24 protein-coding genes are annotated in these 25,888 nt (G+C 70.7%); 10 read left to right on the top strand and 14 right to left on the bottom strand.

Going from position 1 to position 25,888, the window contains the following annotated elements:
- The first annotated feature begins 57 nt into the window (after window positions 1-57).
- A complete protein-coding gene (locus ACKTSN_RS27530; RefSeq protein ID WP_409471560.1) occupies window positions 58-1,686 on the top strand; it encodes a penicillin-binding transpeptidase domain-containing protein in 1,629 nt (542 codons plus the stop codon).
- Window positions 1,687-1,835: 149 nt separating this feature from the next.
- Window positions 1,836-3,509 (top strand): penicillin-binding transpeptidase domain-containing protein, encoded by a 1,674-nt coding sequence (locus ACKTSN_RS27525; RefSeq protein ID WP_409471559.1) that lies wholly within the window; start codon window positions 1,836-1,838, stop codon window positions 3,507-3,509.
- 8 nt (window positions 3,510-3,517) lie between these two features.
- Here the strand turns inward: ACKTSN_RS27525 and ACKTSN_RS27520 are convergent, their stop codons facing one another.
- Entirely contained in the window at window positions 3,518-3,877 is a 360-nt protein-coding gene (locus ACKTSN_RS27520) for an SsgA family sporulation/cell division regulator (protein WP_409471558.1), read from the bottom strand.
- 180 nt (window positions 3,878-4,057) lie between these two features.
- Between ACKTSN_RS27520 and ACKTSN_RS27515 the strand changes: the two genes are divergently transcribed.
- From ACKTSN_RS27515 to ACKTSN_RS27490, 6 genes are all read left to right on the top strand, one after another.
- Complete coding sequence (locus tag ACKTSN_RS27515; RefSeq protein ID WP_409471557.1) at window positions 4,058-5,119, top strand: energy-coupling factor ABC transporter permease; 1,062 nt, start codon at window positions 4,058-4,060, stop codon at window positions 5,117-5,119.
- Window position 5,120: 1 nt separating this feature from the next.
- A complete protein-coding gene (gene cbiQ / locus ACKTSN_RS27510; RefSeq protein WP_409471556.1) occupies window positions 5,121-5,882 on the top strand; it encodes a cobalt ECF transporter T component CbiQ in 762 nt (253 codons plus the stop codon).
- Window positions 5,870-6,643, top strand: a complete 774-nt coding sequence (locus ACKTSN_RS27505; protein WP_409471555.1) for an energy-coupling factor ABC transporter ATP-binding protein — start codon at window positions 5,870-5,872, stop codon at window positions 6,641-6,643. The genes cbiQ and ACKTSN_RS27505 overlap by 13 nt, the downstream gene beginning before the upstream one ends.
- 46 nt (window positions 6,644-6,689) lie before the next feature.
- Complete coding sequence (locus tag ACKTSN_RS27500; protein WP_409471554.1) at window positions 6,690-7,151, top strand: MarR family winged helix-turn-helix transcriptional regulator; 462 nt, start codon at window positions 6,690-6,692, stop codon at window positions 7,149-7,151.
- A gap of 204 nt (window positions 7,152-7,355) precedes the next feature.
- Window positions 7,356-7,760 (top strand): organic hydroperoxide resistance protein, encoded by a 405-nt coding sequence (locus ACKTSN_RS27495; RefSeq protein ID WP_409474932.1) that lies wholly within the window; start codon window positions 7,356-7,358, stop codon window positions 7,758-7,760.
- A 97-nt stretch (window positions 7,761-7,857) separates the two neighbouring features.
- On the top strand, window positions 7,858-9,018 hold the full coding sequence (locus ACKTSN_RS27490; RefSeq protein ID WP_409474931.1) for a serine hydrolase domain-containing protein: 1,161 nt from the start codon (window positions 7,858-7,860) through the stop codon (window positions 9,016-9,018).
- A gap of 14 nt (window positions 9,019-9,032) precedes the next feature.
- Here ACKTSN_RS27490 and ACKTSN_RS27485 read toward each other — a convergent pair whose 3' ends face one another.
- The 8 genes from ACKTSN_RS27485 to ACKTSN_RS27450 form a co-directional block, all read right to left on the bottom strand.
- Window positions 9,033-9,575 (bottom strand): hypothetical protein, encoded by a 543-nt coding sequence (locus ACKTSN_RS27485; RefSeq protein ID WP_409471553.1) that lies wholly within the window; start codon window positions 9,573-9,575, stop codon window positions 9,033-9,035.
- A 139-nt stretch (window positions 9,576-9,714) separates the two neighbouring features.
- Window positions 9,715-9,990 (bottom strand): DUF1876 domain-containing protein, encoded by a 276-nt coding sequence (locus ACKTSN_RS27480; RefSeq protein ID WP_129799945.1) that lies wholly within the window; start codon window positions 9,988-9,990, stop codon window positions 9,715-9,717.
- A 111-nt stretch (window positions 9,991-10,101) separates the two neighbouring features.
- On the bottom strand, window positions 10,102-10,941 hold the full coding sequence (locus ACKTSN_RS27475) for an EamA family transporter (protein WP_409471552.1): 840 nt from the start codon (window positions 10,939-10,941) through the stop codon (window positions 10,102-10,104).
- On the bottom strand, window positions 10,938-11,456 hold the full coding sequence (locus tag ACKTSN_RS27470; RefSeq protein WP_409471551.1) for a YbaK/EbsC family protein: 519 nt from the start codon (window positions 11,454-11,456) through the stop codon (window positions 10,938-10,940). The genes ACKTSN_RS27475 and ACKTSN_RS27470 overlap by 4 nt, the downstream gene beginning before the upstream one ends.
- 1,448 nt (window positions 11,457-12,904) lie before the next feature.
- Complete coding sequence (locus tag ACKTSN_RS27465; protein WP_409471550.1) at window positions 12,905-13,090, bottom strand: DUF397 domain-containing protein; 186 nt, start codon at window positions 13,088-13,090, stop codon at window positions 12,905-12,907.
- Entirely contained in the window at window positions 13,087-13,932 is an 846-nt protein-coding gene (locus tag ACKTSN_RS27460; RefSeq protein ID WP_409471549.1) for a helix-turn-helix domain-containing protein, read from the bottom strand. Before ACKTSN_RS27460 ends, ACKTSN_RS27465 begins: the two co-directional genes overlap by 4 nt.
- 172 nt (window positions 13,933-14,104) lie before the next feature.
- Window positions 14,105-16,345: an MMPL family transporter gene (locus tag ACKTSN_RS27455; protein WP_409471548.1), complete on the bottom strand. Its 2,241-nt coding sequence runs from the start codon at window positions 16,343-16,345 to the stop codon at window positions 14,105-14,107.
- A gap of 123 nt (window positions 16,346-16,468) precedes the next feature.
- The gene (locus tag ACKTSN_RS27450) at window positions 16,469-17,068 is read right to left on the bottom strand and encodes a TetR/AcrR family transcriptional regulator (RefSeq protein ID WP_409471547.1); all 600 of its coding nucleotides are present in this window, start codon (window positions 17,066-17,068) and stop codon (window positions 16,469-16,471) included.
- Between the two features lie 156 nt (window positions 17,069-17,224).
- Here ACKTSN_RS27450 and ACKTSN_RS27445 point away from each other — a divergent pair, with 156 nt between their 5' ends.
- Window positions 17,225-20,455: a S41 family peptidase gene (locus ACKTSN_RS27445; RefSeq protein WP_409471546.1), complete on the top strand. Its 3,231-nt coding sequence runs from the start codon at window positions 17,225-17,227 to the stop codon at window positions 20,453-20,455.
- A 94-nt stretch (window positions 20,456-20,549) separates the two neighbouring features.
- Here ACKTSN_RS27445 and ACKTSN_RS27440 read toward each other — a convergent pair whose 3' ends face one another.
- The 4 genes from ACKTSN_RS27440 to ACKTSN_RS27425 all read right to left on the bottom strand — a co-directional run bounded on the left by ACKTSN_RS27440 (window position 20,550) and on the right by ACKTSN_RS27425 (window position 24,157).
- On the bottom strand, window positions 20,550-20,744 hold the full coding sequence (locus ACKTSN_RS27440) for a hypothetical protein (RefSeq protein WP_409471545.1): 195 nt from the start codon (window positions 20,742-20,744) through the stop codon (window positions 20,550-20,552).
- A gap of 76 nt (window positions 20,745-20,820) precedes the next feature.
- Entirely contained in the window at window positions 20,821-21,705 is an 885-nt protein-coding gene (locus ACKTSN_RS27435; RefSeq protein WP_409471544.1) for an SDR family oxidoreductase, read from the bottom strand.
- The gene (locus ACKTSN_RS27430) at window positions 21,702-22,637 is read right to left on the bottom strand and encodes an alpha/beta fold hydrolase (RefSeq protein WP_409471543.1); all 936 of its coding nucleotides are present in this window, start codon (window positions 22,635-22,637) and stop codon (window positions 21,702-21,704) included. Before ACKTSN_RS27430 ends, ACKTSN_RS27435 begins: the two co-directional genes overlap by 4 nt.
- On the bottom strand, window positions 22,634-24,157 hold the full coding sequence (locus tag ACKTSN_RS27425; RefSeq protein WP_409471542.1) for a flavin-containing monooxygenase: 1,524 nt from the start codon (window positions 24,155-24,157) through the stop codon (window positions 22,634-22,636). The genes ACKTSN_RS27430 and ACKTSN_RS27425 overlap by 4 nt, the downstream gene beginning before the upstream one ends.
- A 130-nt stretch (window positions 24,158-24,287) precedes the next feature.
- On the opposite strand from ACKTSN_RS27425, the gene ACKTSN_RS27420 reads away from it, so the two are divergent.
- The gene (locus ACKTSN_RS27420; protein WP_409471541.1) at window positions 24,288-24,932 is read left to right on the top strand and encodes a MerR family transcriptional regulator; all 645 of its coding nucleotides are present in this window, start codon (window positions 24,288-24,290) and stop codon (window positions 24,930-24,932) included.
- Between the two features lie 148 nt (window positions 24,933-25,080).
- On the opposite strand, the gene ACKTSN_RS27415 is transcribed toward ACKTSN_RS27420, so the two are convergent.
- Complete coding sequence (locus tag ACKTSN_RS27415; protein WP_409471540.1) at window positions 25,081-25,884, bottom strand: exodeoxyribonuclease III; 804 nt, start codon at window positions 25,882-25,884, stop codon at window positions 25,081-25,083.
- Window positions 25,885-25,888 lie beyond the last annotated feature (4 nt).

Raw genomic sequence — 25,888 nt, 5'->3', positions numbered from 1 at the left:
CGTCCTTCACAGCTCCCGCCTAGAGTGCGGAGATCGAGTACGGGGAGGGAGCGCATCGTGCGCAAGGGGGTCAAGACTGCCGTCGTCGGCGGTGTGTTCGTCGTGATGGTGGGAGGGGCCGGGTACGGCGCCTACAACTTCGTGTCCGCGCTGAACGGCGACGGCGGATCGGGCGCGGCCGGGCCGGAGGCCGCAGAGACCGGGCCGCCCAGCAGCGCGGAGGTCGAGGAGACGACACGCGCGTTCTTCGCCGCGTGGGAGAAGGCGCAGGGCGCGAAGGCGGCGTCGTACACGAACAACGAGGCCGAGGCCGAGCCGCTGCTGACGTCCTTCGGTCAGGACGCGCACCTCACCGACGTGAAGATCACGCCGGGCAGGGCGAGCGGCCGTACGGTCCCCTTCTCGGTGAAGGCAACGGTGTCGTACGACGGGAAGTCCAAGCCGCTCGCGTACGACAGCCGCCTCACCGTCGTCCGCGGGGTCACGACGGGGCGGGCGCTCGTCGACTGGAAGCCGTCCGTCGTCCATCCCGCTCTGAAGGACGGCGACACCCTCGTCACGGAGGAGTCGGAGAACCCGCCCATCGAGGCGGTCGGCCGAGACGGCACCGTCCTGACGAAGGAGAAGTACCCCTCGCTGGGCCCGATCCTGGACGAACTGCGCGCCCGCTACGGCGACAAGGCCGGCGGCACCCCCGGCGTCGAACTCGCCGTCCGGCACACGGCGAGCGAGGCGGCCGACACCTCGCTGCTGACCCTGTCCAAGGGCAAGCCGGGCAGACTGCCGACGACCCTCAGCGCGAGCGTGCAGGCGGCGGCCGAGAAGGCGGTCAAGCAGTACGACGAGTCGTCCGTGGTCGCCGTCAAACCGAGCACCGGCGAGGTGCTGGCGGTCGCCAACAACCGCACGGACGGCTGGAACGCGGCGTTCCTCGGCCAGGTGGCACCCGGCTCCACGATGAAGATCCTCAGCGCAGCGACCCTCATCGACAACGGGCTCACCTCCATGAACGGTCCGGCGCCGTGCCCCGACTCTGCGATATCGGAGAGCCAGACCTTCCACAACCTCACCGGCATGACGCCCAACGAGAACGCCACCCTCTCCGAGAGCTTCGCCCGCTCCTGCAACACGGCCTTCATCAAGTTCGCGGACGAGGTGAAGGTGGACTCCCTGAACAAGGAGGCGCAGGAGCGCTTCGGGCTCGGCCAGGACAATTGGCAGGTCGGTATCCCCTCCTTCGACGGCTCGGTCCCCGCGTCCGGCGGTCCGGACACCGCGGCCAACATGATCGGCCAGGGCCAGGTGCAGATGAGCCCGCTGAACATGGCCTCGGTGACGGCGACGGCCATGACGGGCACGTTCCGGCAGCCGGTGATCGTGCCGCAGAGCCTCGACGACCGTGAACTGGCCCGGGCGCAGGGCCTGTCCGGCAACACCGTCGCCCAGCTGCGCGCCATGATGAACCGCACCGCCACCAGCGGCACCGCGGCCGGCGTGATGTCCCGGCTGGGCGGCGACATCGGGGCGAAGACCGGTTCGGCGGAAGTGGACGGGCAGGCCAAGGCCAACAGCTGGTTCACTGGCTATCGCAACGACGTTGCGGCGGCGGCCATGGCCCAGCAGGGCGGTCGTGGCGGTGACGCGGCCGGTCCGATCGTGGCGGCCGTCCTGCGGGCGGGTGGCTGATGTCACCCACATCTCCCCCGCACAGGACGGGACTCTAGGGTGGGGCCGTCGTTGGGGACTGTGAGTGCTACGAGGCCGGTACGGCTGCAGGGGTCGTAGCCGGCCATGCGGGCGGCGGGACCCGGGAATGCGCGGAGGATCGGGAAGCAGTGGGCAAGAGAAGGCGCGTCGCCGAGCGACGGAAGACGAAGCCCGCCGTCATCGGCGGGATGATCGCCGTGGTCGTCGGCGGTGCCGGGATCGGCGCCTACGCGCTGTTCGGTGGCGGGGCCGCGGCCGAGGACGGCACGTCGGCGACCTCCGCCGGCGGGAAGAAGTCCGTGAAGACCGGCCCGCTGTCGGCCACCGAGGTCACCACCGCCGCCCGGGAGTTCCTCACGGCCTGGCAGCAGGGCCGGGTGACGCGGGCGGCGGCCGCCACGGACGACGCCACCGCGGCGAAGACCCTGCTGACCGCCCACGCCAAGGACGCCCACATCAAGGACGTCACGCTCACCCCCGGCACCCGCACGGGTGACCGGCTCCCGTTCACCGTGAAGGGCACGGTGTCGTACAAGGGGGTCAGCAAGCCGCTGTCGTACGACAGCTCACTGAAGGTCGTACGACAGGACCCGGACGGCACGCCGATCGTCGCCTGGGAGCCGTCCGTCGTGCACCCCGACCTGCGGGCCGGCGACCGGCTCGTGACCGGCGAGTCCGGGACACCGCCGGTGACGGCGCTGGACCGGGACGGCGGGGAGCTGACCACGAAGGAGTACCCGTCGCTTGCGCCGGTGCTGGACGGGCTGCGCGAGAAGTACGGCAAGACGGCGGGCGGCAAGGCGGGCGTCGAGCTCCAGGTGGTCCGCGGGAAGGCCTCCCAGGCCAAGGAGCTGTCCGACAAGACGCTGCTGGAGCTGAGCGAGGGCACGCCGGGCGAGGTGAAGACGACGCTCAGCCCGTCGATGCAGGCGGCGGCGGAGGGCCAGGTCGCCTCGAAGGCGCGGGCGTCGGTGGTCGTGCTGCGGCCCTCGACGGGCGAGATCCTGGCGGTCGCGAACGCCTCCCGCGGCTTCAACACCGCCTTCCAGGGCTCGCTGGCGCCCGGTTCGACGATGAAGGTCATCACGTCGTCGCTGCTGATCGAGAAGGGGCTGGCGTCCGCGGACAAGCAGCATCCGTGCCCCAAGTACTTCTCGTACGGGGGCTGGAAGTTCCAGAACGACGACAAGTTCCAGATCAAGGACGGGACGTTCAAGGCGAGCTTCGCGCGGTCCTGCAACACGGCCTTCATCAGCCAGGCGCCCGAGCTGGCCGACGACGATCTGACCAAGCAGGCACAGCAGGTGTTCGGTCTGTCGCAGAACAACTGGTCGGTCGGGGTACCGACCTTCGACGGCGCCGTGCCGGTGCAGTCCGACGCCCAGATGGCGGCGTCGCTCATCGGTCAGGGTGGGGTGCGGATGAACCCGCTGAACATGGCGTCGGTGTCGGCGACGATCAAGGCGGGCGTCTTCCACCAGCCGTACCTGGTCGCCCCGTCGGTGGACGGGCGCAAGCTGGCCACGGCCTCGCGCACGCTGTCCGCGTCCGCCCTGTCGCAGCTGCGGGAGCTGATGGCCTACACGGCGGCGTACGGCACGGCGGCGGAGGCGATGGCGGGAGTCACCGGTGACGTCGGTGCGAAGACCGGCTCCGCCGAGGTCGACGGTCAGAAGAAGCCCAACGGCTGGTTCACGGCGTACCGGGGCGACCTGGCCGCCGCGGGCGTCGTCCAGTCGGGCGGGCACGGCGGGGAGACGGCGGGACCGATCGTGGCGGCGCTGCTGAAGAAGGGCGGCTGACGCGCGCGTCAGCCGCGTACCGGCGTCGCGGCCGCTATGTACGTCCGGCGCAGGAAGCGGATCAGGGTCTTCATCTCGAACTGCACGACCGCCGTGCCCTGCGCGGAGTGGAACTCGACCACGGCCTGCACCCGCCCGCACGGCCACACCCGTACCTCGCCGGAGCCGGCCGGTGCGCGCAGGCCCTGTTCGAGCAGGGACCGGGAGAAGGACCACTCGTGCGGGCCGGGCAGACGTATGCGGACCGCGCGCGGGTCGATGTCGGGGTCGTAGCGCAGAACGACCGGAACCGCTCCCTTCTCCTCGAGCACCTGGACGTCCTCGTCCGTGACGATCTGGGCTCGCGCGTACTGTTCGACTACAGACATGGACGGTCCCTTACCCTGCGTGAGCTGTGCGGAAGCTGTGAATCCACTTCCTCCTCCAATGTCCCATATTTCCAGGATTACGCTCATCGGACGGGCATATCTCGCATGCACGGCGCATCCAACAAGAGGAGAGGGACTCGCTCTTGCAAGCCATTCGCATTAAGCCACTATCATCGAACGGTGCATGTACCTGACGGATTCATCAACGCCCCCACCTCCGCCGTGGCCGGAGTCGTCGCCGCGGGCGCCGTCGCCGTCAGCCTGCGCGGCGCGCGCCGCGAGCTCGACGAGCGCACCGCGCCGCTGGCCGGTCTCGTGGCGGCATTCATCTTCGCGGTGCAGATGCTGAACTTCCCGGTCGCGGCCGGGACCAGCGGACATCTGCTGGGCGGCGCCCTCGCCGCGATACTCGTCGGCCCCTATACCGGCGTCCTGTGCATATCCGTCGTCCTGCTGATGCAGGGCATCCTCTTCGCGGACGGCGGCCTGACCGCACTGGGCGTGAACATCACCGACATGGCGATCGTCGGAACCGTCGTCGCCTACGTCCTCTTCCGCGGCCTGGTGAAGGTGCTCCCGCGCAGCCGGCGCTCGGTCACCGCGGCCTCCTTCCTCGCCGCCCTGGTGTCGGTGCCGGCCGCCGCCGTCGCCTTCACCCTGTTCTACGCGGTCGGCGGCACCACCGACGTCTCCATCGGCAAGGTCGCCACCGCCATGGTCGGCGTCCACATCCTCATCGGCATCGGCGAGGCCGCGATCACCGCGCTCACCGTCGGCGCCGTCGTCGCCGTCCGGCCGGACCTCGTGTACGGCGCCCGTGATCTGCGCCGGCCGCTGAAGCTGCGGGTCGGCGGCGAACTCGTCGACGCGCCCGCCGCGGAGCCGGTCGCGGTCGCCGCGCGGTCTCACCACAAGGTCTGGCTCGTCGGCCTTGTCACCTCCCTCGTCCTCGCCGGTTTCGTCAGCTTCTACGCCTCCGCCAGCCCCGACGGCCTGGAGAAGGTCGCCGAGGACAAGGGCTTCGCCGAGTCCGCCGAGGAACACGACATCGCCGACTCCCCGCTCGCCGACTACGGCGTCAAGGATGTCGACAACGCCCGCCTGTCCGGCGGCCTCGCCGGTGTGATCGGGGTCGGCGTCACCGTCGTCGCGGGCAGCGGCATCTTCTGGGCGGTGCGCCGCCGCCGCAGCGACGAGGGAACCGACGTGTCGCCCGCCTCGCCCACGAACACGGGCGTCTGACATGGGTGCGGGCCACGCCCACAAGCTCTATCGGTCGGGGTCCTCACCCGTGCACGCCCTGCCGCCGCACACCAAGCTCGCCGCCACCTTCGCCTTCGTCGTGGTCGTGGTGTCCACACCGCGGGAGGCGATGTGGGCGTTCGGGGCGTACGCCGTGCTGCTGGGCGTCGTCGCCGCCGTCGCGCGCGTGCCCGCCGGTTTTCTGCTCAAACGGCTGTTGATCGAGGTACCGTTCGTCGCGTTCGCCGTGCTCCTGCCGTTCGTCGCGGAGGGCGAGCGCACCGAGGTGCTGGGCATGTCGCTGAGCGTCAGCGGACTGTGGGGCGCCTGGAACGTGCTCGCCAAGGGCACGCTGGGCGTCGCCGCGTCCGTGCTGCTGGCCTCCACCACCGAACTGCGGGAGCTGCTGCTCGGCCTGCAGCGGCTGAAACTGCCGCCGCTGCTGGTGCAGATCGCGTCGTTCATGATCCGGTACGGCGATCTCATCACCGACGAGATGCGGCGGATGCGCATCGCGCGGGAGTCACGGGGCTTCGAGGCGCGCGGCGTACGGCACTGGGGGGTGCTGGCGAAGTCCGCCGGGGCCCTGTTCATCCGCTCCTACGAGCGCGGTGAGCGCGTGCATCTCGCGATGGTCAGCCGTGGCTACGCCGGTGTGATGCCGGTGATCGACGAGGTGACCGCGTCCCGGGCGCAGTGGTCGTACGCCCTCGCTCTGCCGTGTGCCGCTCTTGTCGTCTGTCTGCTGGGATGGTCGCTGTGACTGCTTCTGCCTCGCTGGAGGTCTCGGGCCTCGCCTTCGCCTACCCCGACGGGCACCAGGCCCTGTTCGGCGTGGACTTCCGCATCGAACGCGGCGAGCGGGTCGCGCTGCTCGGGCCGAACGGTGCCGGGAAGACCACGCTGGTGCTGCACCTCAACGGCATCCTGAGCGGCGGCACGGGCTCGGTGCGGGTGGCCGGGCTGCCCGTCGGCAAGAAGAACATGGCCGAGATCCGGCGCCGCGTCGGCATCGTCTTCCAGGACCCCGACGACCAGCTGTTCATGCCGACCGTCCGCGAGGACGTCGCCTTCGGGCCGGCCGCGGCCGGGCTGACGGGGGCGGAACTCCAGGCGCGTGTGCAGCGGGCGCTGGAGCAGGTGGGGATGGCCGACTTCCAGGACCGGCCCCCGCACCATCTGTCCTTCGGGCAGCGGCGCCGGGTGGCCGTCGCGACCGTGCTGGCCATGGAGCCGGAGATCCTCGTCCTGGACGAGCCGTCCTCCAACCTCGACCCCGCCTCCCGTCGCGAACTGGCCGACATCCTGCGGTCCTTGGACGTGACCGTGCTCATGGTCACCCACGACCTGCCGTACGCCCTCGAGTTGTGCCCACGCTCGCTGATCCTGAGCGAGGGCGTCATCGCCGCCGACGGTCCGACGGGCGACCTGCTCTCCGACGACGAGCTCATGCGGGCGCACCGTCTGGAGCTGCCCTTCGGCTTCGACCCGAGGGCGGTGCCCGCCGGGTCGGGGCCCGCTTGAAGTGTTTCCGTGACGGCCGTCCCCCGGCGTCCGTGACAATGGGCGCGTGACGGAACACGAGGACGCCGGGTCGCTGCTGCTGGACGAGCAGCTGTGCTTCGCGCTGTACGCCGCCCAGCGCGCGGTGACGGCCGCGTACCGCCCGCTCCTCGACGAGCTCGGTCTGACCTACCCGCAGTACCTCGTGCTGCTCGTCCTGTGGGAGCGCGGTGAGACCACGGTGAAGGAGCTGGCGGCGGCGCTGCGGCTCGACTACGGCACGGTGTCGCCGCTGCTCAAGCGACTCGCGGCGGCGGGGCTCGTACGCCGGGAGCGCGCGGCGCACGACGAGCGCTCGGTGCTGGTTGCCTGCACGGGACGCGCGGAGGAACTGAGGGAGCGTGCGACGCGTGTGCCGGGCGCGCTGCTTGCGACGACAGGGCTCGGCGCGGCGGAGGTCGCGCGGTTGCGCGAGGAGTTGTGGCAGCTCGCGCAGCGGGCGGAGACGGCGGCCGAGAGCGCCCGCTGAGGCGTAACACGGCGCTCTGCGCGCCCTGTTACCTCCGGTCACTACCCCCCAGTAACCCCACGAGCACCTACCCGCCAGTACCTTGTGCACGATGTACTTGCACACCTCTGTGCTGCCTGCCGTTGTGTCCGCCCTGGGGGAGGTCCTGCCGTGACCGAAGGCACCACCGTCGACTCCGCCGTCGACACCCGCCCGACGAAGATCATGTATGTCGCCGAGGCCACCGCGCACGGCGGCCGGGACGGCTATGTCACCAGTCAGGACGGCCAGATCGAACTGAAGGTGGCGATGCCTCCGGAGCTCGGCGGCGACGGCAACGGCACCAACCCGGAGCAGCTGTTCGCGGCCGGCTACAGCTCCTGCTTCCACAACGCGCTGGTCCTGGTCGGCCGTCGGGAGGGCTACGACCTGTCGGGTTCCGCCGTCGCCGCGAAGGTCGGCATCGGCCCCAACAAGCAGCGCGGCTACGGTCTCGCGGTCGCACTCAGCGTCTCCCTGCCCGTCCTCGACCCGGACATCGCCGCCAAGCTGGTCGACGCGGCCCACGAGGTCTGCCCGTACTCGAACGCGACCCGCGGCAACATCGACGTCACGATCCTGCTGGGGTGACGAATGGGGTGACGAAAACCACCCGGAACCAGGGAATCGCCGGCCCTACGTCCGCGCTGCACCGACCGTCACGGGTGTGAGTGAACGGAGTACGGACGTGGATGTGCACGGCACGGTTGCCGAGGGCTTCGAGCCGGTCAGGGCAGCGTTCGTACGGAACTTCGAGGCGCTCGGCGACCGCGGCGCGGCCGTGGTCGTCCACCGCGACGGGCACAAGGTCGTCGACCTGTGGGGCGGCACCAAGGACGTCGACGGCAGTGAGCCCTGGCAGCAGGGCACCGCGCAGATCGTGCGCTCGGCGACCAAGGGCGTCGCCGCCGCCGCACTCCTGCTGCTGCACCAGCGCGGCGAGCTGGACCTGGACGCGCCGGTCGGCGAGTGGTGGCCGGAGTACAAGGCGGCCGGCAAGGAGCGGACCCTCGTACGGCATCTGCTCACGCATCGCGCGGGAGTGCCGGTCCTGGACCGTCCGCTGACCCCCGAGGAGGCGGCCGACCCGGACCTCGGCGCCGCGGCGGTGGCCGCGCAGACGCCGGTGTGGGAGCCGGGAGCGGACCACGGGTACCACGCGCAGACGTACAGCTGGCTGGTCGGCGAGCTGATACGGCGGGTCACCGGGCGTGAGGTCGGTGAGTGGATCGCGGACGAGATCGCGGGCCCGGCCGGCGCCGACCTGTGGCTGGGGCTGCCCGCGGGCGAGGCCGCCCGGGTCGGACGCGTCGGACAGGTCGCGCCCCCGGAGACGGCCGGCGCACTGAAGACGCGCCCCAAGCGAGCCGTGGCCGACGCCTACGCCGACCCCGCGTCCCTCACCCGGCGCGCCTTCGCCGCGATCACGCCCCTGCCCGACGAGAACGACCCCGCCTACCGCGCCGCCGCCCTCCCCGCCTCCAACGGCATCGGCACGGCGGAGGGACTGTCCCGCTTCTACGCCTCGCTGATCGGCGACGTGGCCGACGGGCAGCGGCTTTTCACCCCGGAGACGGCCGGACTCGCCCGGGCCGAGCAGTCCGCGGGCCCCGACCGCACCCTCGTCGTCACCACCCGCTTCGGCCTCGGCTACATGCTGGACGGCGCCGCCTCCCCGCTGCTCTCCCCGGCCTCCTTCGGCCACCCGGGCCGCGGCGGCGCCCTCGGTTTCGCCGACCCGGAGGCCGGCATCGCCTTCGGCTATGTCACGAACGGCTTCCGCAAGAGCGTCACGGCGGACCCGAGGGCACAGGCACTGGTACGCGCGGTACGCCAGGCGATCGCCTAGCGACCACTGGTGGGTCACTTCGTGACGGCCCGGAACTGCCACGCCTGACGCACATCGCCCTTCCGGGGGAGCTGAAGGTCGACGCGGGGCGGGTAGACCGCCAACGGGCTCCGGTCGAGGACCAGTTCGCTGTCAGGAGCCTGGAGGTGGAAGGCGAGAAAGCCCTTGCTCGTGCGCAGCGCCGGGCTGAGCCCCCACTCGTACGGGGTGCTCGTCGTCACGGCGAACCGGTGGGGCCGGAACGTGCCCTGATGGCCCACGTAGGTGTTCTGCCGGATGTTGCGCAGGGCGATATTGCCGTGGGTGAGCCGCACCACCTCCCACTCCTGGGCGCCCGGCGCCGCACCGGGCGGCAGGATGACGAGGGGTTCGTCGACGCCCTGGGCGGTGAGGAGCTGCCCGGGGTTCTTGGCGATGGTGTAGGTCCCGCCGGCCAGGGGCGCCGGCCGGCTCATGGCGGCCGCCGCCCTGGGGGCACCGGCGGTGAACAGGGCGGCCAGACTGGTGGCGGCGACGGTGCCGAGCGCACGGCGTCGGCTCAGAGACTGTTGCGTCATGCGCCGATCGTGCCGCGTCGCCGCCTCCAGTGAACCGCCCTGGACCCGTTTGACCAGGCCTTTCCCCCGGTCGGGCGACCTGACGGCCACCTCCGGTTGTGCGTACGGCCAAACCGTACGCGGCTAGGACGTACGGCGATCAGACATGGATCGGATGCGATGTCCGCCCGGACACCGAGTCGATCTCGCCGTGCGCCTTGGTGAGCAGCTGCATCGCGAGCTCGTTGAGCGCCCGCGCCCCAGCGATCTCCTCGCCGACCCTCGGCTGATTAGGGTCGGTGTGGTGCCGGCTGGCGTGCCCGTGCGCCCGAACCTCGCTCCCGTCGGGCAAGCGCACCAACGCGGCTGCCTTCGTGTGCGTGTCGTCTTCCTGGAACTCCAGCTCGACATGCCATCCCACAGCGGTGTGCATCATGACGATCTCCTCCGGAACCCGTGTTTCCAGGGTTGCTTCCAGGGTGCTCCTCCGATGCCGGAGTTGTCGCGTCCCGTCGTGGTTGTCGTGCTCCACAACCGCGCCGGCACTTCACCGCAGCATCAACCCGATCCCCGCCAACAGCAGCCCGGCGGCCACGATCCGCGGCGTACCGAACCGCTCCTTGAACACCACCGCCCCGATGGCCGCGCCCACGATGACCGAGGACTCGCGCAGGGCGGAGATGGGCGCGAGTTCCGCGCGGGTCTGCGCCCACAGGATCAGCGCGTACGCCCCCACGGAGAGCCCCGCGCCCAGCAGTCCGAGCCCGAGGAACGGCCGCAGGCGCGCGGGCGTCTGCGTACGCCAGCGGTACGCGGCGTACGCCGGTATCACCATCCCCTGCACCGCCATGAGCCACGCGACGTACCCGAGGGGCGAGCCGGACGCCCGCACGCCCAGCCCGTCCACCACCGTGTACGCCGCGATCGACAGCCCGGTCGCCAGCGCCGCCCCGATCGCCGCCCAGTCCGGCCGCCGCCCGCGCAGCCCCCACAGCGCGGCGCCGGTGAGTCCCGCGCAGCTCAGCGCGATGCCGGCGACGACCCAGCCGTCCGGCACCTCGTGTGCGAAGACGGCGGCGAGCACCGTGACGGCCAGGGGCGCACTGCCGCGCGCGATCGGATACGCCTGCCCGAAGTCACCGAGCCGAAAGGACGTCATCAGCAGCGCGTAATAGACGATGTGGATGGCCGCGGAGGCGAAGAGATACGGCCACGCCTGCGCGGCCGGGAAGGCCACGAACGGCACGAGCGCGAGCCCGATGACCAGGCCTCCGCCCGAGATGAGCGCGAACCCGACCAGCTTGTCGGTGATGCGGTGCGCGATCGCGTTCCAGCTCGCGTGGGTGACCGCAGCCAGCAGTACGGCCGCGGTGACCAGCGGCGTCACGCAGCCCGCTCGCGCACGTCCACCAGGGTGCCGCCGGCGTGGGCGACGAGGGCCTTGGGCTCCATGGGGAAGACGGTGTGCGGGGTGCCCGCGGCGGCCCACACGACGTCGTGGTGAAGCAGCCCGCGGTCGGCAAGCACCCGCGTCGCCGTCCGATGCCCGAACGGCGGCACACCTCCGATGGCGTACCCCGTCGTCTCCCTTACGACGTCGGCGCCGGCCCGCGTCACCTTCTCGGTTCCGAGCTCCCGCCGCACGAGCTCCACGTCGACGCGGGAGGCCCCGTCCATGAGGACGAGCACCGGGACCCCGTCCGCCGCGAAGACGAGCGACTTGCAGATCTGGCTCAACTCGCACCCGATCGCGGCGGCAGCCTCGGCGGCGGTACGGGTGGCGTCCGGGAACCGGCGGATACGGCCGCGCAGTTCACCGAGCCCCAGCGCGTCGAGGGCCTCGGCAAAACGAGGGTGGGCTTCGCAGCCCTCGTCCTTGAGGTCAGTGGCGGGATTCGTCATGCAGGGCACGCTAGCGGTGGGTGTAGGGGGCCTGCGACTGGGTTACGGGGTGGGGTTGGGGGTTGGGGGTTGGGATGGGACCGGTTCTTGGTGGGTTGGCGGAGTGCCGGGGTTGGCGGCCAGGTCTGTTGAGGGGTTGCCGTCGGGGCCGCTCGCTTCTTTGCCAGTGTCGTGCTTCCACGGCCCAAGTAAAGGGCGCTGCGTTCCGCTGCGCTCCACTCCGCGTCGGCTGCGCCGATGGCCCTGCGGGCCACCCTTGACTCGGTCCGTTCCAGCACGGGTGAGAAGCGAGCGAGCGGCCCGGAAAGGCGGGTGGCCGAGGCACGCGGTCGCCTCCGTCGGCTGCGGAGCGGGCCGGGGTTGGCGGGCGCGGTCGCGCCTCGCATGCACGCCGGGTCGGCTCAGCGGCTTGCGGGTGGTGGGTAGCGGGGCGGGCGCGTCAGTGGGGTGGGGGGCACGCCGGGTGGGCTCAGCGACTTGCGGGTGCTGGGTGGCCAGGGCGGGCGCGTCAGCGGGATGGGGGCACGGCGGGACGGCATAGCGGCTTGCGGTGGGTGGCGGGGCGGGCGCGACAGCCGGGTGGTGGCATTCCGGGCCGGGTCGGCGGCCGCAGCACCCGGGGGCGGCGGTGGTCCGCCCTCGGATCGCTCCGATCGCGGGCAAGGGTCACGTCCACTGACGTGGTGGACGGCGGTCGCCCACCAGTGGGGGAATCCGCAGGTGCAACACATCTGGCGGACGTGTTGCACTCTCAGCCGCTACACCACTCCTCAATGTCACGGCCCGGGCAAGGAGCAGTGATGGGAGGATTTGTGCCACCCAACCGGAGAAAGCCCAGGTCGTGGGTGCCTGCTTGAGGCACAAATCCTCCCATCACCTGCAGGAGTGGGGTCGGTGAGGCTCGTGTGCCAGTGATGTGACTTGCGTGGCCTGCCCCACCAACCCGCCGCGTCCACCCCCGCCATCCACCCACCGATCGCTGCCGTGCCGACCCGGCGTCCCCCACCCACTGACGCGCGCCCCCGCCACCCGCTCACCGTGAGCCGCTGAGCTGACCGGGCGTGTCCCCATCCCGCTGACGCGCCCGCCCTGGCCACCCAGCACCCGCAAGTCGCTGAGCCCACCCGGCGTGCCCCCCACCCCACTGACGCGCCCGCCCCGCTACCCACCACCCGCAAGCCGCTGAGCCGACCCGGCGTGCATGCGAGGCGCGACCGCGCCCGCCAACCCCGGCCCGCTCCGCAGCCGACGGAGGCGACCGCGTGCCTCGGCCACCCGCCTTTCCGGGCCGCTCGCTCGCTTCTCACCCGTGCTGGAACGGACCGAGTCAAGGGTGGCCCGCAGGGCCATCGGCGCAGCCGACGCGGAGTGGAGCGCAGCGGAACGCAGCGCCCTTTACTTGGGCCGTGGAAGCACGACACTGGCAAAGAAGCGAGCGGCCCCGACGGTCACTTCGCGACGTACGTCAGGAAGTCGGCCCAGGTGCCCCGAGCGACGGTGACGTGCGGAGTGTCGGGAGTCTTGGAGTCGCGGATGTGGATGGTGGCGGGGGTGGTGGCGACCTCGACGCAGTCGCCGGGCTCGTTGCTGCTGCTGTAGCTGCTCTTGAACCAGTGGAGTTCCGAGGTGCTCATAGTCTCCCCAGCGCTTGCTCGATGAAGGCCAGCGACTCCCTTGGCGTGAGAGCCTGCGCCCGGATCATCCCATAGCGCAGTTCAAGGATCCGAAGATCCCTTGGGCTTGAGACCGGGCGACCGTTGAACGCGCCTTCGGAACGCCCGATCGCGGTCCCATCGGCGAACTTCAGCACTTCGATCAGACCGTGCATTCCGGCGTGCTCCTCCCGGTCGGTCGGCATGACCTGAAGCGAGACGTTCCGCAACTTCCCTACTTCCAGCAGGTGTCCGAGCTGACGGCACAACACCATCTTGCCCCCGATCGGCCGTTCCAGCGTCACCTGCTCCTGGACGAAACTCAGCGACGGAGCGGGGTCCCGCTCGAAGACCGACTTTCGAGCCATGCGGGCTGCCACCTCGCGTTCCACCACGTCCTGAGCGAGCGGGGGCTGTCGCACCTCGTACAGCGCCGTCATGTACTCCGGCGTCTGCAACAGACCATGGATGTTGTGGCTGCTGTACAGCAGCATCTCCACAGCCCGCCCCTCCATCTCCGCCAGCTCCCGCACCTTCTTCGGATACCGAGCCTTCCGCATCTCCTCCATGAACTCCCTGAGATGCCCCTGGGCGTTCAGGATCTGGTCCGCCCTGTCCAGGAACTCCGGCCGAGGAATCCGGGTCCCCCGCTCCATCTTCCTGATCATGTCCTCGCCGTATCCCATGACCTCCCCGAAGTCGGACGCCCGCATCCCGGCCCCCTCCCGGCAGACCTTGAGCAGACGCCCCACCGCCTGGACCACCGGTTCGATCTCGTCCCCCGGCTCGACATCCCAACCCGCTTCGTCCACACCGTCGTTCACGGCCACCCACCTCCGACGCGCACTCGTACCCGTACAACTCCCAAGACAGCCGAGACAGCACGAGACAAACGCCGGACAGTGATCGCACGCACACGCTGCATGAAGGAAGCCGGTGAGGGCAGCCCCGTCCCCACGGAACCCTCACCGGCTGGCCTTCAGGGAAGCCGTCGCGTCAGACGCGTACCAACTCCCGCTCCTCGTCCGGGTCCTTGCGGCCGTCGTCGGACTTGGTGCGCAGGCCCTCGCCCTCCACGTCGACGTTGGGCAGGGCGCGGTCCAGCCACCGCGGCAGCCACCAGGCCTTCCTGCCGAGCAGGGCGAGGACCGCCGGGACGATCGCCATGCGGACGATGAACGCGTCGAAGAAGACCGCGATCGCGAGGCCGAAGCCGATCATCTTGACCATCGACTCGCTGGAGCCGATGAAGCCGGCGAACACCGCCATCATGATCACCGCCGCTGCCGTGACCACCCTCGCGCCGTGCCTGAAGCCCGTCACGACCGCCTGGCTGGGCTTCTCGCCGTGGACGTACGCCTCCCGCATCCGCGTCACGAGGAACACCTCGTAGTCCATCGCGAGGCCGAAGACCACGCCGACCATGAAGATCGGCATCATCGACATGATCGGGCCGGTCTCCTCGACGCCCATGAGGCCGGCGAGCCAGCCCCACTGGAAGACCGCGACGACGGCGCCCAGCGCGGCGAGCACGCTCAGCAGGAAGCCGAGGGCCGCCTTCAGGGGGACCAGGATCGAGCGGAAGACCGCGATCAGGAGGAGGAACGCGAGGCCCACCACCAGCGCCAGGTACGGGATCAGCGCATCGTTCATCTTCTGCGAGAAGTCGATGTTCATTGCGGTGGTGCCGGTGACCAGCACCTCCGCGCCCGTGTCGGCCTTGATGTCCGCGCCCGCGTCACGGATGCCGTGGACCAGGTCCTCGGTCTCGGTCGACGAGGGCTTGGAGTCCGGGATCACGGTGATCGTGTAGGTGTCACCGGCCTTGTTGGGCACCGCCGGGGCCACCGTGACGACGCCCTCCAGACCCTTGATCTCGTCGGTCACCGTGGCGGCGGCCGCCTGGGGGTCGTCGCTGGACTTGGCGTCGACCACCAGCATCAGCGGACCGTTGAAGCCGGGGCCGAAGCCCTCGGACAGCAGGTCGTAGGCGCGGCGCTGGGTCGTCGACGTCGGCTGCGAACCGTCGTCGGGCAGGCCCAGCTCGAGCGAGCCGACCGGGGCCGCGGCAGCGCCGAGGCCGATGATGCCGAAGAGGAGGACGGCGACGGGGCGGCGGACGACGAAGCTCGCCCAGCGCGTGCCCATGTTCGGCTTGGTCTGGCTGTCCTGGCTGCTCTTCTGGTTCTTGGACTTGCGGCCGCCGCCGAGCAGCTTGCTCTTCGCACCCGCCGGCTGGATCCTGCGGCCCGCGTAGCCGAGCAGCGCCGGGATCATGGTGAGGGCGATCAGTACAGCGATGACGACCGTGCCCGCCGCCGCGAGGCCCATCTTGGTCAGCATCGGGATGTTGACGACGGCGAGACCGGCCAGGGCGATGACGACCGTCAGGCCTGCGAAGACCACCGCGGAGCCCGCCGTGCCGACCGCCCGGCCGATAGCCTCCTCGCGGTCGCGGCCCTCGGCGAGTTCGGCCCGGTAGCGGGAGACGATGAACAGCGCGTAGTCGATGCCGACGGCGAGGCCGATCATCATGGCCAGCGTGGAGGTGGTGGAGCCGAGTTCGAGCGTGTTGGCGAGGGCCGTGATGGTGGAGACGCCGATGCCCACACCGATGATCGCCGTCAGCAGCGGCAGTCCGGCCGCGACCAGCGAGCCCAGGGTGATCACCAGGACGACCGCGGCGACCGCGATACCTATGATCTCGGTGGTGCCGGTCTCGGGCGTGGCCTGGAGCGCGTCACCGCCGATCTCCACGGTCAGCCCGGCGTCCCGCGCGTTCTGCGCGGCCTCCTCCAAGGCTTCCTTGGTGGAGTCCTCCAGCTCCATGCCGGAGACGTCGTAGCTCACCGCCGCGTAGGCGACCGTGCCGTCCTTGCTGACGGCCTGCGCCTTGTACGGGTCGGCGACGGAGACGACCTCGGAGCCGTCGGACAGCTCCCGGACGGTCTCCTTGACGGTCGCCTTGTTCTCGGCGTCGGTCATCTTCTCGCCGTCGGGCGCCTTGAAGACGACCCGGGCGGTCGCTCCGTCGGCACTCATGCCGGGGAAGCGGTCCTCCAGCAGGTCGAAGGCCTTCTGGGCCTCGGTGCCGGGGATGGAGAAGGAGGTGGTGCCCGCGGCGGGGGCACTGGCGGCGCCGACACCCGCGAGCGTCAGCAGCGCCACCCAGATCAGGGCGACGAAATGCCGTCGCCGGAAGGCGAGTCGGCCGATTTTGTAGAGGAACGTGGCCACGAGGGCGTCTCCCGGTCAGGTCGTGGGGTTTTCAGGGCAGGGGTGACCAACCCGGTGGGTGCAGGGGTGATCGGCCCGACGACGTGAGCGGTCGCGTCAGGTACTAACTGAGGGGGATAGGGCTCAGGTGGTGGGAACGCCGAGGGCGGGGAGGACCACGGCGTCGATGTACGAGATGAGGAAGGCCCGGGTCGGCGGCAGATCCTCGATCAGCCCCCGGGCGACGAACGCCCCGATCATCATGTGCCTCAGGTAATCCAGCGCCGGGTTGTCCGCACGGACCTCACCCCGGTCGACGGCCCGCTGCAGCACGCGGCGGAACTCCCGCATTTCCGGCTCGACGAGCTTTTCCCGGAACTCCCGCAGGAGGTCGGGGTTGTGGTGCACCGCCATGGCCAGACCCCGCATGAGCGCGGCGTTCTGCTCCAACTGGCAGTCGTCCGCCAGCTCCAGGTGGGCGTGCAGATCGCCCCGGAGCGAGCCGGTGTCGACGTCGGCGAGCGAGCCGGGTTTGTTGTGCCGGACGGCCTTCACGACCAGCTCGGCCTTGCCGCCCCACTGGCGGTAGAGCGTGGCCTTGCTGGAGCGTGTCCGGGCGGCCACGGCGTCCATGGTGAGGGCGTCGTAGCCGACTTCACGGAGCAGGTCGAGCACGGCCTCGTACAACTCGGCCTCGCGCTCGGGAGTGATACGACTGCGACGCGGCGTCGCGACCTCAGCCATTCCGCTCACCTTCCCGCTTCCGAACGACACGGTTTCGTACACGACGAATGTAGCGCAGAGACTCGCGAAACGAAACGGTTTCGTACGTGCGCTGGGTCACGCCCAGCCTCTTTTCCACAATTTGCCCTGGTCCATCCCCAGGCAAAGCATGGAAACGTGACCTATCTGCGCCTGCCCCACCTCAGCGGTGACCTGCTGTGCTTCGTCGCCGAGGACGACCTCTGGCTCGCCCCTCTCGACGGCCCGGGCCGCGCCTGGCGGCTCACCGTCGACCGCACCAAGATCGGTCATCCTCGCTTCTCGCCGGACGGCCGCCACCTCGCGTACACGAGCTGGCGCAGCCTCGTCCCGGAGATCCATCTCGCGCCCGTGGAGGGCGGTGCGGGACGCCGGCTGACCTACTGGGGCAGCGCGGACACCCAGGTCTGCGGCTGGACCCCGGACGGCGACATCCTCGCCGTCGCCTCGCACGGCGAGCCCTTCTCCCACTTCACCTGGGCCTACAAGGTCTCCCCCGACGGCGACCCGGGCCGCAAGCTGCCCTGGGGGCCGGTCTCCGACATTCAGGTCGCCGACATCGAGGGGGAGCGCAAGACCCTTCTCCTCACCGGCACCCCACCCCACGAACCGGCCTCCTGGAAGCGTTACCGGGGCGGGGCGATGGGCCGGCTGTGGCTGCACGGGCAACGCCTGCTCGCCGACCTGAACGGCCATCTGCACTCCCCCATGTTCGTCGGCGGCCGCATCGCCTTCCTCTCCGACCACGAGGGCGTCGGCAACCTCTACTCCTGCGCCTACGACGGCTCCGACCTGCGCCGCCACAGCGACCACGACGCCTTCTACGCCCGGCACGCGTCCAGCGACGGCACGCGGGTCGTCTACCAGTGCGCGGGCGACCTGTGGATCGTCGACGACCTGGCCGCGGACTCGGCGCCCCGCCGCCTCGACGTACGCCTGAGCGGGCCGCGCGCGGGCCGGCGTACATACCAGGTGCCCGCCGCCCAGAACGTGAACGGCATCTCCGTGGACGAGACGGGCCGCGCGAGCGCGGTCGTCGTACGAGGGAGTCTCTACTGGCTGACGCACCGGGACGGACCGGCGCGCACGCTCATCGACACGCCCGGCGTACGGGTCCGGCTCCCGGAGATGCTCGGCTCGGGCGACCAGGTCGCCTACATCACGGACGCGGAGGGCGAGGACGCGATCGAGATCGCCTATCTGCCGCGGGCCACCGGCGATCGCCGGCCGCGGCGGCTGGCACAGGGGGAGCTGGGGCGCGTCCTGGAAATGGTCTGCGATCCGCAGGGCGAGCGGCTCGCGATCGCCGCGCACGACGGCCGACTGCTGCTGATCGACGCGACCGAGGAGTCGAACGGTGAAGTGACCGAGCTGATCCGGTCGATCAACGGATCGGTGCGGGACCTGACCTTCTCGCCGGACGGGACGTGGCTGACGTGGTCGCACCCGGGGATCGGGCGCACACTGCGCCAGATCAAGATGGCCCGCATCAAGGACCGTTTCATCGTCGACGTCACCAACGGCCGCTTCGAGGACGAGAACCCGGTCTTCACCAGCGACGGCCGCTATCTCGCCTTCCTCTCCTGGCGCGGCTTCGACCCGGTGTACGACGTCCACACCGGCGACCTGTCCTTCCCGCTGGGCTGCCGCCCGTACCTGGTCCCGCTCTCCTCCGCCACGCCCTCCCCCTTCGCCCTGAATCCCGACGGCCGCCCGGCCGCCGGCGGTCTGGACCCGGTCGAGGAGGAGGAGCCCGGCGAGGCCGGCGCGGTGACCGTGGAGATCGAGGGTCTGGAGAGCCGGGTGACCCCGTTCCCGGTCGCGGCCTCCAAGTACTCGGCACTGGCCCCGGTCGCGGGCGGCGGCCTGGTCTGGCTGCGCTGGCCGATCTCGGGCGCGCTCGGCGAGACGTTCGTGAACCCGGACGACACCAGCGGCCGCCCCACCCTCGAGTACTTCAACATCACCAAGGCGAAGAAGTCCGAACTCGTCCAGCACCTGGACTTCTTCGCGGTCAGCGGCGACGGCACCCGGCTCGTCGTGGTCGACGAGGGCGATCTGCGCGCGGTGCCGTCCACGGAGGCCGGCGACAGCGACACGACGACCTGGATCGACGTGCGCCGGATCATGCACGAGGTGGACCCGGGCGCCGAGTGGCGCCAGTCGTACGAGGAGGCGGGCCGGCTCATCCGCGCGTACTTCTGGGACCCGGGCATGTGCGGGATCGACTGGGACGCGGTGCTGGACCAGTACCGGCCGCTGGTCGACCGGGTCGCATCACCGGACGAGTTCGCCGACCTGCTCCGCGAAGTGCTGGGCGAGCTGGGCACCTCGCACGCCTACGTCTCCGCCGCCCGCCGCAACGAGGGCCCCGCGCACTACCAGCGCTGGCAGGGCCTGCTCGGCGCCAACTTCGTGCGCAGGGACGGCGGTTGGGCGGTCAAGCGGATCCTGCCGGGTGACTCCTCCGACTCCAAGGCCCGCTCCCCGCTGGCCGGTTCGGGGATCCGGGAGGGGGCGATCCTGACCCATGTGGACGGACGCCCGGTGGATCCGGTGGCCGGCCCCTACCCGCTCCTGGCCGGTGCGGGCGGTACGACGGTGGAGCTGACGTTCACCCCGGCCGGAGGCGAGGGACGCTCCCGCCGGGTCGCCGTCATCCCGCTCGTCGACGAACGGCCGCTGCGCTACCAGGACTGGGTGGCCAAACGCCGTGCGGTGGTACGGGAGTTGAGCGGCGGCCGCTGCGGCTATCTGCACATCCCCGACATGGGCGGCTCCGGCTGGGCCCAGTTCAACCGCGACCTGCGGATGGAGGTCTCGCGGCCCGCGCTGATAGTGGACGTGCGCGGCAACGCCGGCGGGCACATCAGCGAACTCGTCATCGAGAAGCTGACCCGCACGATCCTCGGCTGGGACCTCACCCGCAACGCCCAGCCGGTGTCGTACACCTCGAACGCGCCCCGCGGGCCGGTGGTGGCCCTGGCCGACGAAGCCACGTCCTCGGACGGCGACATGATCACAGCCGCTTTCAAACTCCTTAACCTGGGCCCGGTCGTCGGGCAGCGCACCTGGGGCGGAGTCGTCGGCATGACCGGCCGGCACCGCCTGGGCGACGGCACCGTCATCACGGTCCCGATGAACGCCGCCTGGTTCGACGCCTATGGCTGGTCCGTCGAAAACCACGGCGTCGCCCCCGACTTGGAGGCCCTGCGCACCCCCCTCGACTGGGCGGAAGGCCGCTACTCCCAACTCGACGACGCGGTCCGGCTGGCCCTGGAGCTGTTGACGACCAACCTCGCGGCCACTCCCCCGGACCTCAGCGACATCCCGGACCGCGCCCGCCCCAAGCTCCCCCCGCGGACCTGAGCGCCGCCCCCGTGAACGAAGGAACGCGGGGCGCCCTCACAAGCAGAGGGCACCCTGCGTCAATCGGCCGCGGCCGAGGACAAGTTGACGGACGTTACACGTCGTAGTCCTGGTCGAAGCGGTCCTCCGCCTCCCGCTGCTCGCGCTCCGTCTCGCGCCGGCTGCGCTCGCTCATCGGCTCACCGCGCTCGCCGCGTTCGCGCTCACGCTCGTCCTGTCGACCGACCTTCTCCTTGGCCTGCTGCTTGATCTGCTCGGCCTTGTCCTGGAACTGGTCCTTCATGCCCATGAGATTCACTCCCAATGTGGGTGAGGGGATCGGGCCTCGACCAGATTTACACGGACGGACTAAGCGCGCATTTCGATCAACTACGCTGCGTAGCGCGGGCCTGTTCATCGGCGGCGCCGCCCGCACCGACGAGCCCGGTCCGCATCCCCTGCAACCGGTCCGCGAACCGCCGCATCTCCCGCTGCCCCACCGTCCCGATGATTCCCGGCAGATACCCGCGGACCCCCTGCATCCCGCGCAGCCACCACTGCCCGTACACATGGCTCGACCGCCGCTCGATCCCGGCGACGATCCGGTCGACCGCCGGCCCCAGCGGATACGTCTTGTTGGACGGCCACGGCAGCCGCTGCCTCAACTCCCGCATGACGTCGTCCTGATCGGCCCCGCGCACCATGTCGGTGTCGGTCCACGACAGATACGCGACGCCCACCTTCACGCCCTGGTACCCGACTTCGGCCCGCAGACTGTGCGCGTACGCCTCGACGCCCGACTTGGAGGCGCAGTACGCGGTCATCATCGGCGCCGGTGTGATCGCGGCGAGGGAAGCGATCTGGAGCAGATAACCCCGGCTCTCCACCAGCACCGGCAGGAACGCCCGGGCCGTCACCGCGGACCCGATCAGATTGACCTCGATGACCCGCCGCCACGCCTCCGGATCGGAGTCGACGAAGGGACCGCCGGTCGCGACACCGGCGTTGGCGACGACGATGTCGACCTTGCCGAAGCGTTCCTTGACTTCGCGGGCCACCCTCGCCATGGCGTCGTGGTCGGTGACGTCGGCGTGCCAGTGGTCGCTGTCGCCGTGCAGCCGCGCGGAGACCTCCTTGAGCGCGTCCGGCTCCAACCCGACCAGCGCCACCGTGGCGCCGCGCGCCGACAACTTCCGGGCGAGCAGCTCGCCGACGCCCCGCGCGGCCCCGGTGACGACCGCGACCTGCCCCTGAAGGCTCACCCTGCTCATGCGCCCTCCTTGACGTCGGTGTCCGCCGCGCTGTTCGCGTAGGTGGTGACGAGTTCCCGGATCCTGCCGGTGACCAGCTCGGGCGCCTCCACCGGTGTCATGTGCCCGAGCCCGGGCAGCTCGGTGAGCCCGACGCACTGCGGCAGTGCGGCGACCAGGGCCCGCGAGTGCACCGGCGGAGTGAGCCGGTCGTGCGACCCGACGACCACCGCCGTCGGTACCGCCAACTCCCGTACGCCGTGGTCGAGATCGAGCAAGTCGAGTACGTGTGACCAGGCGTGGCGCACCTTGCGCGGACAGGCGTGCACGATGTGCGCGCAGGCCTCCACCATGTGCGGGGCCGAACCTGCGCCCATCGTGGCGTACTTGAGGATTCGCCGGGCGAGCGGCGTGACCGGTCCGAGCGGCGCCCGGGAGCCGAGGACGCGCCGCGTCAGCGCGGTGCGCAGCCGACCCGCGCGCAGTGGCAGCACCGTCGACTCGGCGACCAGCCGCGAACTGCCTGTGCTGCACAGCAGGACGGCTGCCGCGTGCGCCTGGAAGCGGGGGCGCGCGGATGCGGCCATCACCGTCATGCCGCCCATGGAATGCCCGGCGATCACCGCCCGTTCGCCGGGCGCGAGCGTCGCGGCGAGTACGGCTTCGAGGTCGTCGGCGAGCGCCTCGGTACTGCATGCCGGACTCGCGGGGCTGCGTCCGTGGCCGCGCTGGTCGTAGGCGATGACGCGGTGGTCGGCGGTCAGGGCCCGGATCTGCGCCGCCCAGAAGGCGGTGGAGCAGGTCCAGCCGTGGACCAGGACGACGGGGGGCGCCTGTTCGGGGCCGTGCACCTCGACATGCAGGTGGGAGCCGTCGGCGGAGGTGACGGTGAGCTCGCGGGCGGGGACGGGTGGGGCGTAGGGGCCGGACGAGACGTGCAGCAGACGGCTCATACGGCGGCCTCCACGGTGTCCTGCTCGCCGGTCCTGACATCGGTCCGGGGCCGCAGCACCGCGTACTCGGCGAGATCCACCCGCCGTGTCGCGCGCCGGAACTCCCCTGTCGTACCGGGCCAGATGGTCGTGTTGCGGCCGGCCGCGTCCAGGTACCAGCTGGTGCAGCCGCCGGTGTTCCACACCGTGCGCTTCATCCGCTCCTGCACCCGCCGGTTCCAGGCGTGCACGGCACTCGGGCGCGCGTCGAGGGCGACGCGCCCACCGAGCACGTCCAACTGCCGTACGAAGTCGGCCAGGTAGTTCAACTGGGACTCGATCATCAGGATCATGGACGAGTTCCCGAGGCCGGTGTTGGGCCCGATGATCGTCATCCAGTTGGGGAACCCCGCGGCGGAGGCGCCGCGCAGGGCCTCCATACCGTCCTTCCAGACCTCCGCAAGCGTCCGGCCCTCCGCCCCGACGACCCGCTCGGCGATCGGCATGTCGGTGACGTGGAAGCCGGTGCCGAAGACGATCGCGTCGACCTCGGTCTCGGTGCCGTCGGAAGCGATGACTGTCGAGCCGTTGATCTCGCTGAGCCCACTCGCGACGACGTCCACATTGGGCCGGGCGATCGCCGGATAGTAGTCGCTCGACAGCAGGATCCGCTTGCAGCCGATGCGGTAGTCGGGCGTGAGCTTGGCGCGCAGGGCCGGGTCCTTGATGGCGCGGGCCATGTTGCGCTTGGCCAACTGCTCGACCAGACCCAGCTCGTTGGGGTGCTTGGTGAAGGCCTGGACCTGCAACTCGCGGATGCCCCAGAGCAGTCCGCGGCGGAGCTGGGTCGTCAGCGGAACGGCGCGGTGGAGCCGGCGCTCGGCGCCGGTGATGGCGCGGTCGATACGGGGCATCACCCACGGCGGGGTGCGCTGGAAAAGGACCAGTTTCGCCACGTCGGGCTGAATGGCCGGCACGATCTGGATGGCGGAGGCGCCGGTGCCGACCATGGCGACCCGCTTGCCGTGCAGGTCGTAGTCGTGGTCCCAGCGGGCCGAGTGGAAGACCTTGCCGGGGAAGGTGTCGAGCCCTGGGATGTCCGGGACCTTCGGGTCGGGCAGGGGGCCGGTCGCGGAGACCACGAGGTCGGCGGTGAGCCGGCCGGAGCTGGTCTCGATCTCCCAGCGCAGCTCCTGGCCGTCCCAGGTCATCTTCTTCACCTCCGAGTTGAAGCGGAGGTGCGGGCGGAGCCGGAAGACGTCGGTGACGCGCTCCAGGTAGGCGCGGATGTGCTCCTGCCCGGAGAAGGTGCGCGGCCAGTCCGGGTTGGGCGCGAAGGAGAACGAGTAGAGATGCGACGGCACGTCACACGCGCACCCCGGATAGCTGTTGTCCCGCCAGGTACCGCCAACGCTGTCGGCCCGCTCCAGGACGACGAAGTCGGTGACACCCTCGCGCCGCAGCCGTACGGCGGCCCCCACCCCGCCGAACCCGGACCCGACCACCGCGACCCGCACATGTTCGTGCTCGTGCTCGGCCATCCCGCCTCCACGCTTCGTTCGCGACTCCGCCAGTGAACACTGGCGCAATGGGAGGGTAGGGCAGCTCCGTACTGATGGGTAGGGGGCGTGCGCCAGGAAAGTTACCGGCAGTACGACTTAGGGTGCGTTCGTGGCAGACAAGCGTGAGTACCGCATGGAGGAGCTGGCCCGGCTGGCCGGCATCACAGTGCGCACCCTGCGCTTCTACCGCGAACGCAAGCTGATCCCACCACCGCGCCGGGAAGGCCGTATCGCCTGGTACGACGACCACCACCTGGCCCGCCTGCGCACCATCGGCGCACTCCTCGAACGCGGCCACACCCTGAGCGGCATAGCGGAACTGGCCGAGGCCTTCGACAACGGCCGCGACGTCGGCGACCTCCTCGGCCTGGGCGCCCCCACCGAGGAAACCCCCGTCCGCCTCACCCCCGAGGAACTCGCCGACCACTTCGCGGGCCAGGCCACCCCCGAGAACCTCGCCGCCGCAATGGAACTCGGCTACCTCGGCACCGACGGCGACGAGATCGTCCACATCAGCCGCCGTCTGCTGGAGGTGTCCGCCGCACTGGTGCGGGAGGGCATCCCGCTCGCGGAGGTCCTGGCGGCGGGCAAACTGGTCCGCGAACATGCCGACGCGCTGGCCGAGTTGTTCGCCGACCTGGTCCTGCGCCACGCCACCGAGGACGACCTGCCGCGCCTGCGCCCGCTGGCCCGCAGCGTGGTGGAGGCGGAGCTGTCGCTGGCCATGGACCGGCGGCTGCGGAAGAAGCCGTAGGCCCCGAGCGGGCTCGGCGAAGTCCGGTGCGGTTCGGCAGCGCCCCGAAGGGGCGCGGGGCTGTTTCGATATGCGGCTCCGCCGCGTGGGCGCGACCAGCCACGACGCACCCGCAGGTGGCGTACCCGACTTCCAGCGGAGCGCTTGGTCATCGCTCGAAGAGCACCGTCACCGGCGCATGGTCCGACCACCGCTCCGCATGCGTGGCCGCCCGCTCGACGACCGCCTTGACGGCGCGTTCGGCGAGCCCTGGCGTCGCCACCGCCAGGTCGATACGCCATCCCGTGTCGTTGTCGAAGGCCCGCCCCCGGTACGACCACCAGGTGTACGGCCCCTCCACGTCCGGATGCAGCGCCCGCACCACGTCGACGTAGCCGCCGTCCCCGGCGTCGAAGACCCGCCCCAGCCACTCCCGTTCCTCCGGCAGGAAGCCGGAGTTCTTCGTGTTGCCGCGCCAGTTCTTCAGGTCGGCCTGCTGGTGGGCGATGTTCCAGTCGCCGCAGACGAGCACCTCACGCCCGTCGGCGGCGGCCCGCTCGCGCAGGCCCTTCAGATGGGCGAGGAACTCACCCATGAACCGGACCTTCTCGTCCTGCCGCTCGGTGCCGACCTCGCCGGAGGGGAGATAGAGGGAGGCGATCGTCACACCGGGCAGGTCGACCTCGGCGTAGCGCCCACTGTTGTCGAACTCGGCCGACCCGAACCCGACGCGGACGGCGTCCGGCTCACGCCGGGTGTACAGCGAGACGCCGGCGCGCCCCTTGGCAGCCGCGGGGACGTGCACGACATGCCAGCCCTCCGGCGCGCGGACCTGCTCGGGCAGCTGCTGCGGCTCGGCGCGCACCTCCTGCAGGCAGAGCACATCGGCTTGCGTACCGGCGAGCCACTCCACGAAGCCCTTCTTCGCGGCGGCCCGCAACCCGTTCACGTTCACAGAGGTCACAGTGAGCACCCGG

The sequence above is a fragment of the Streptomyces flavusporus genome (assembly GCF_046267975.1).
Classification (GTDB): Bacteria; Actinomycetota; Actinomycetes; order Streptomycetales; family Streptomycetaceae; genus Streptomyces; species Streptomyces flavusporus.
Note: the sequence above shows the minus strand (reverse complement) of the source record. Positions and strands in the feature narration are given on the sequence as shown.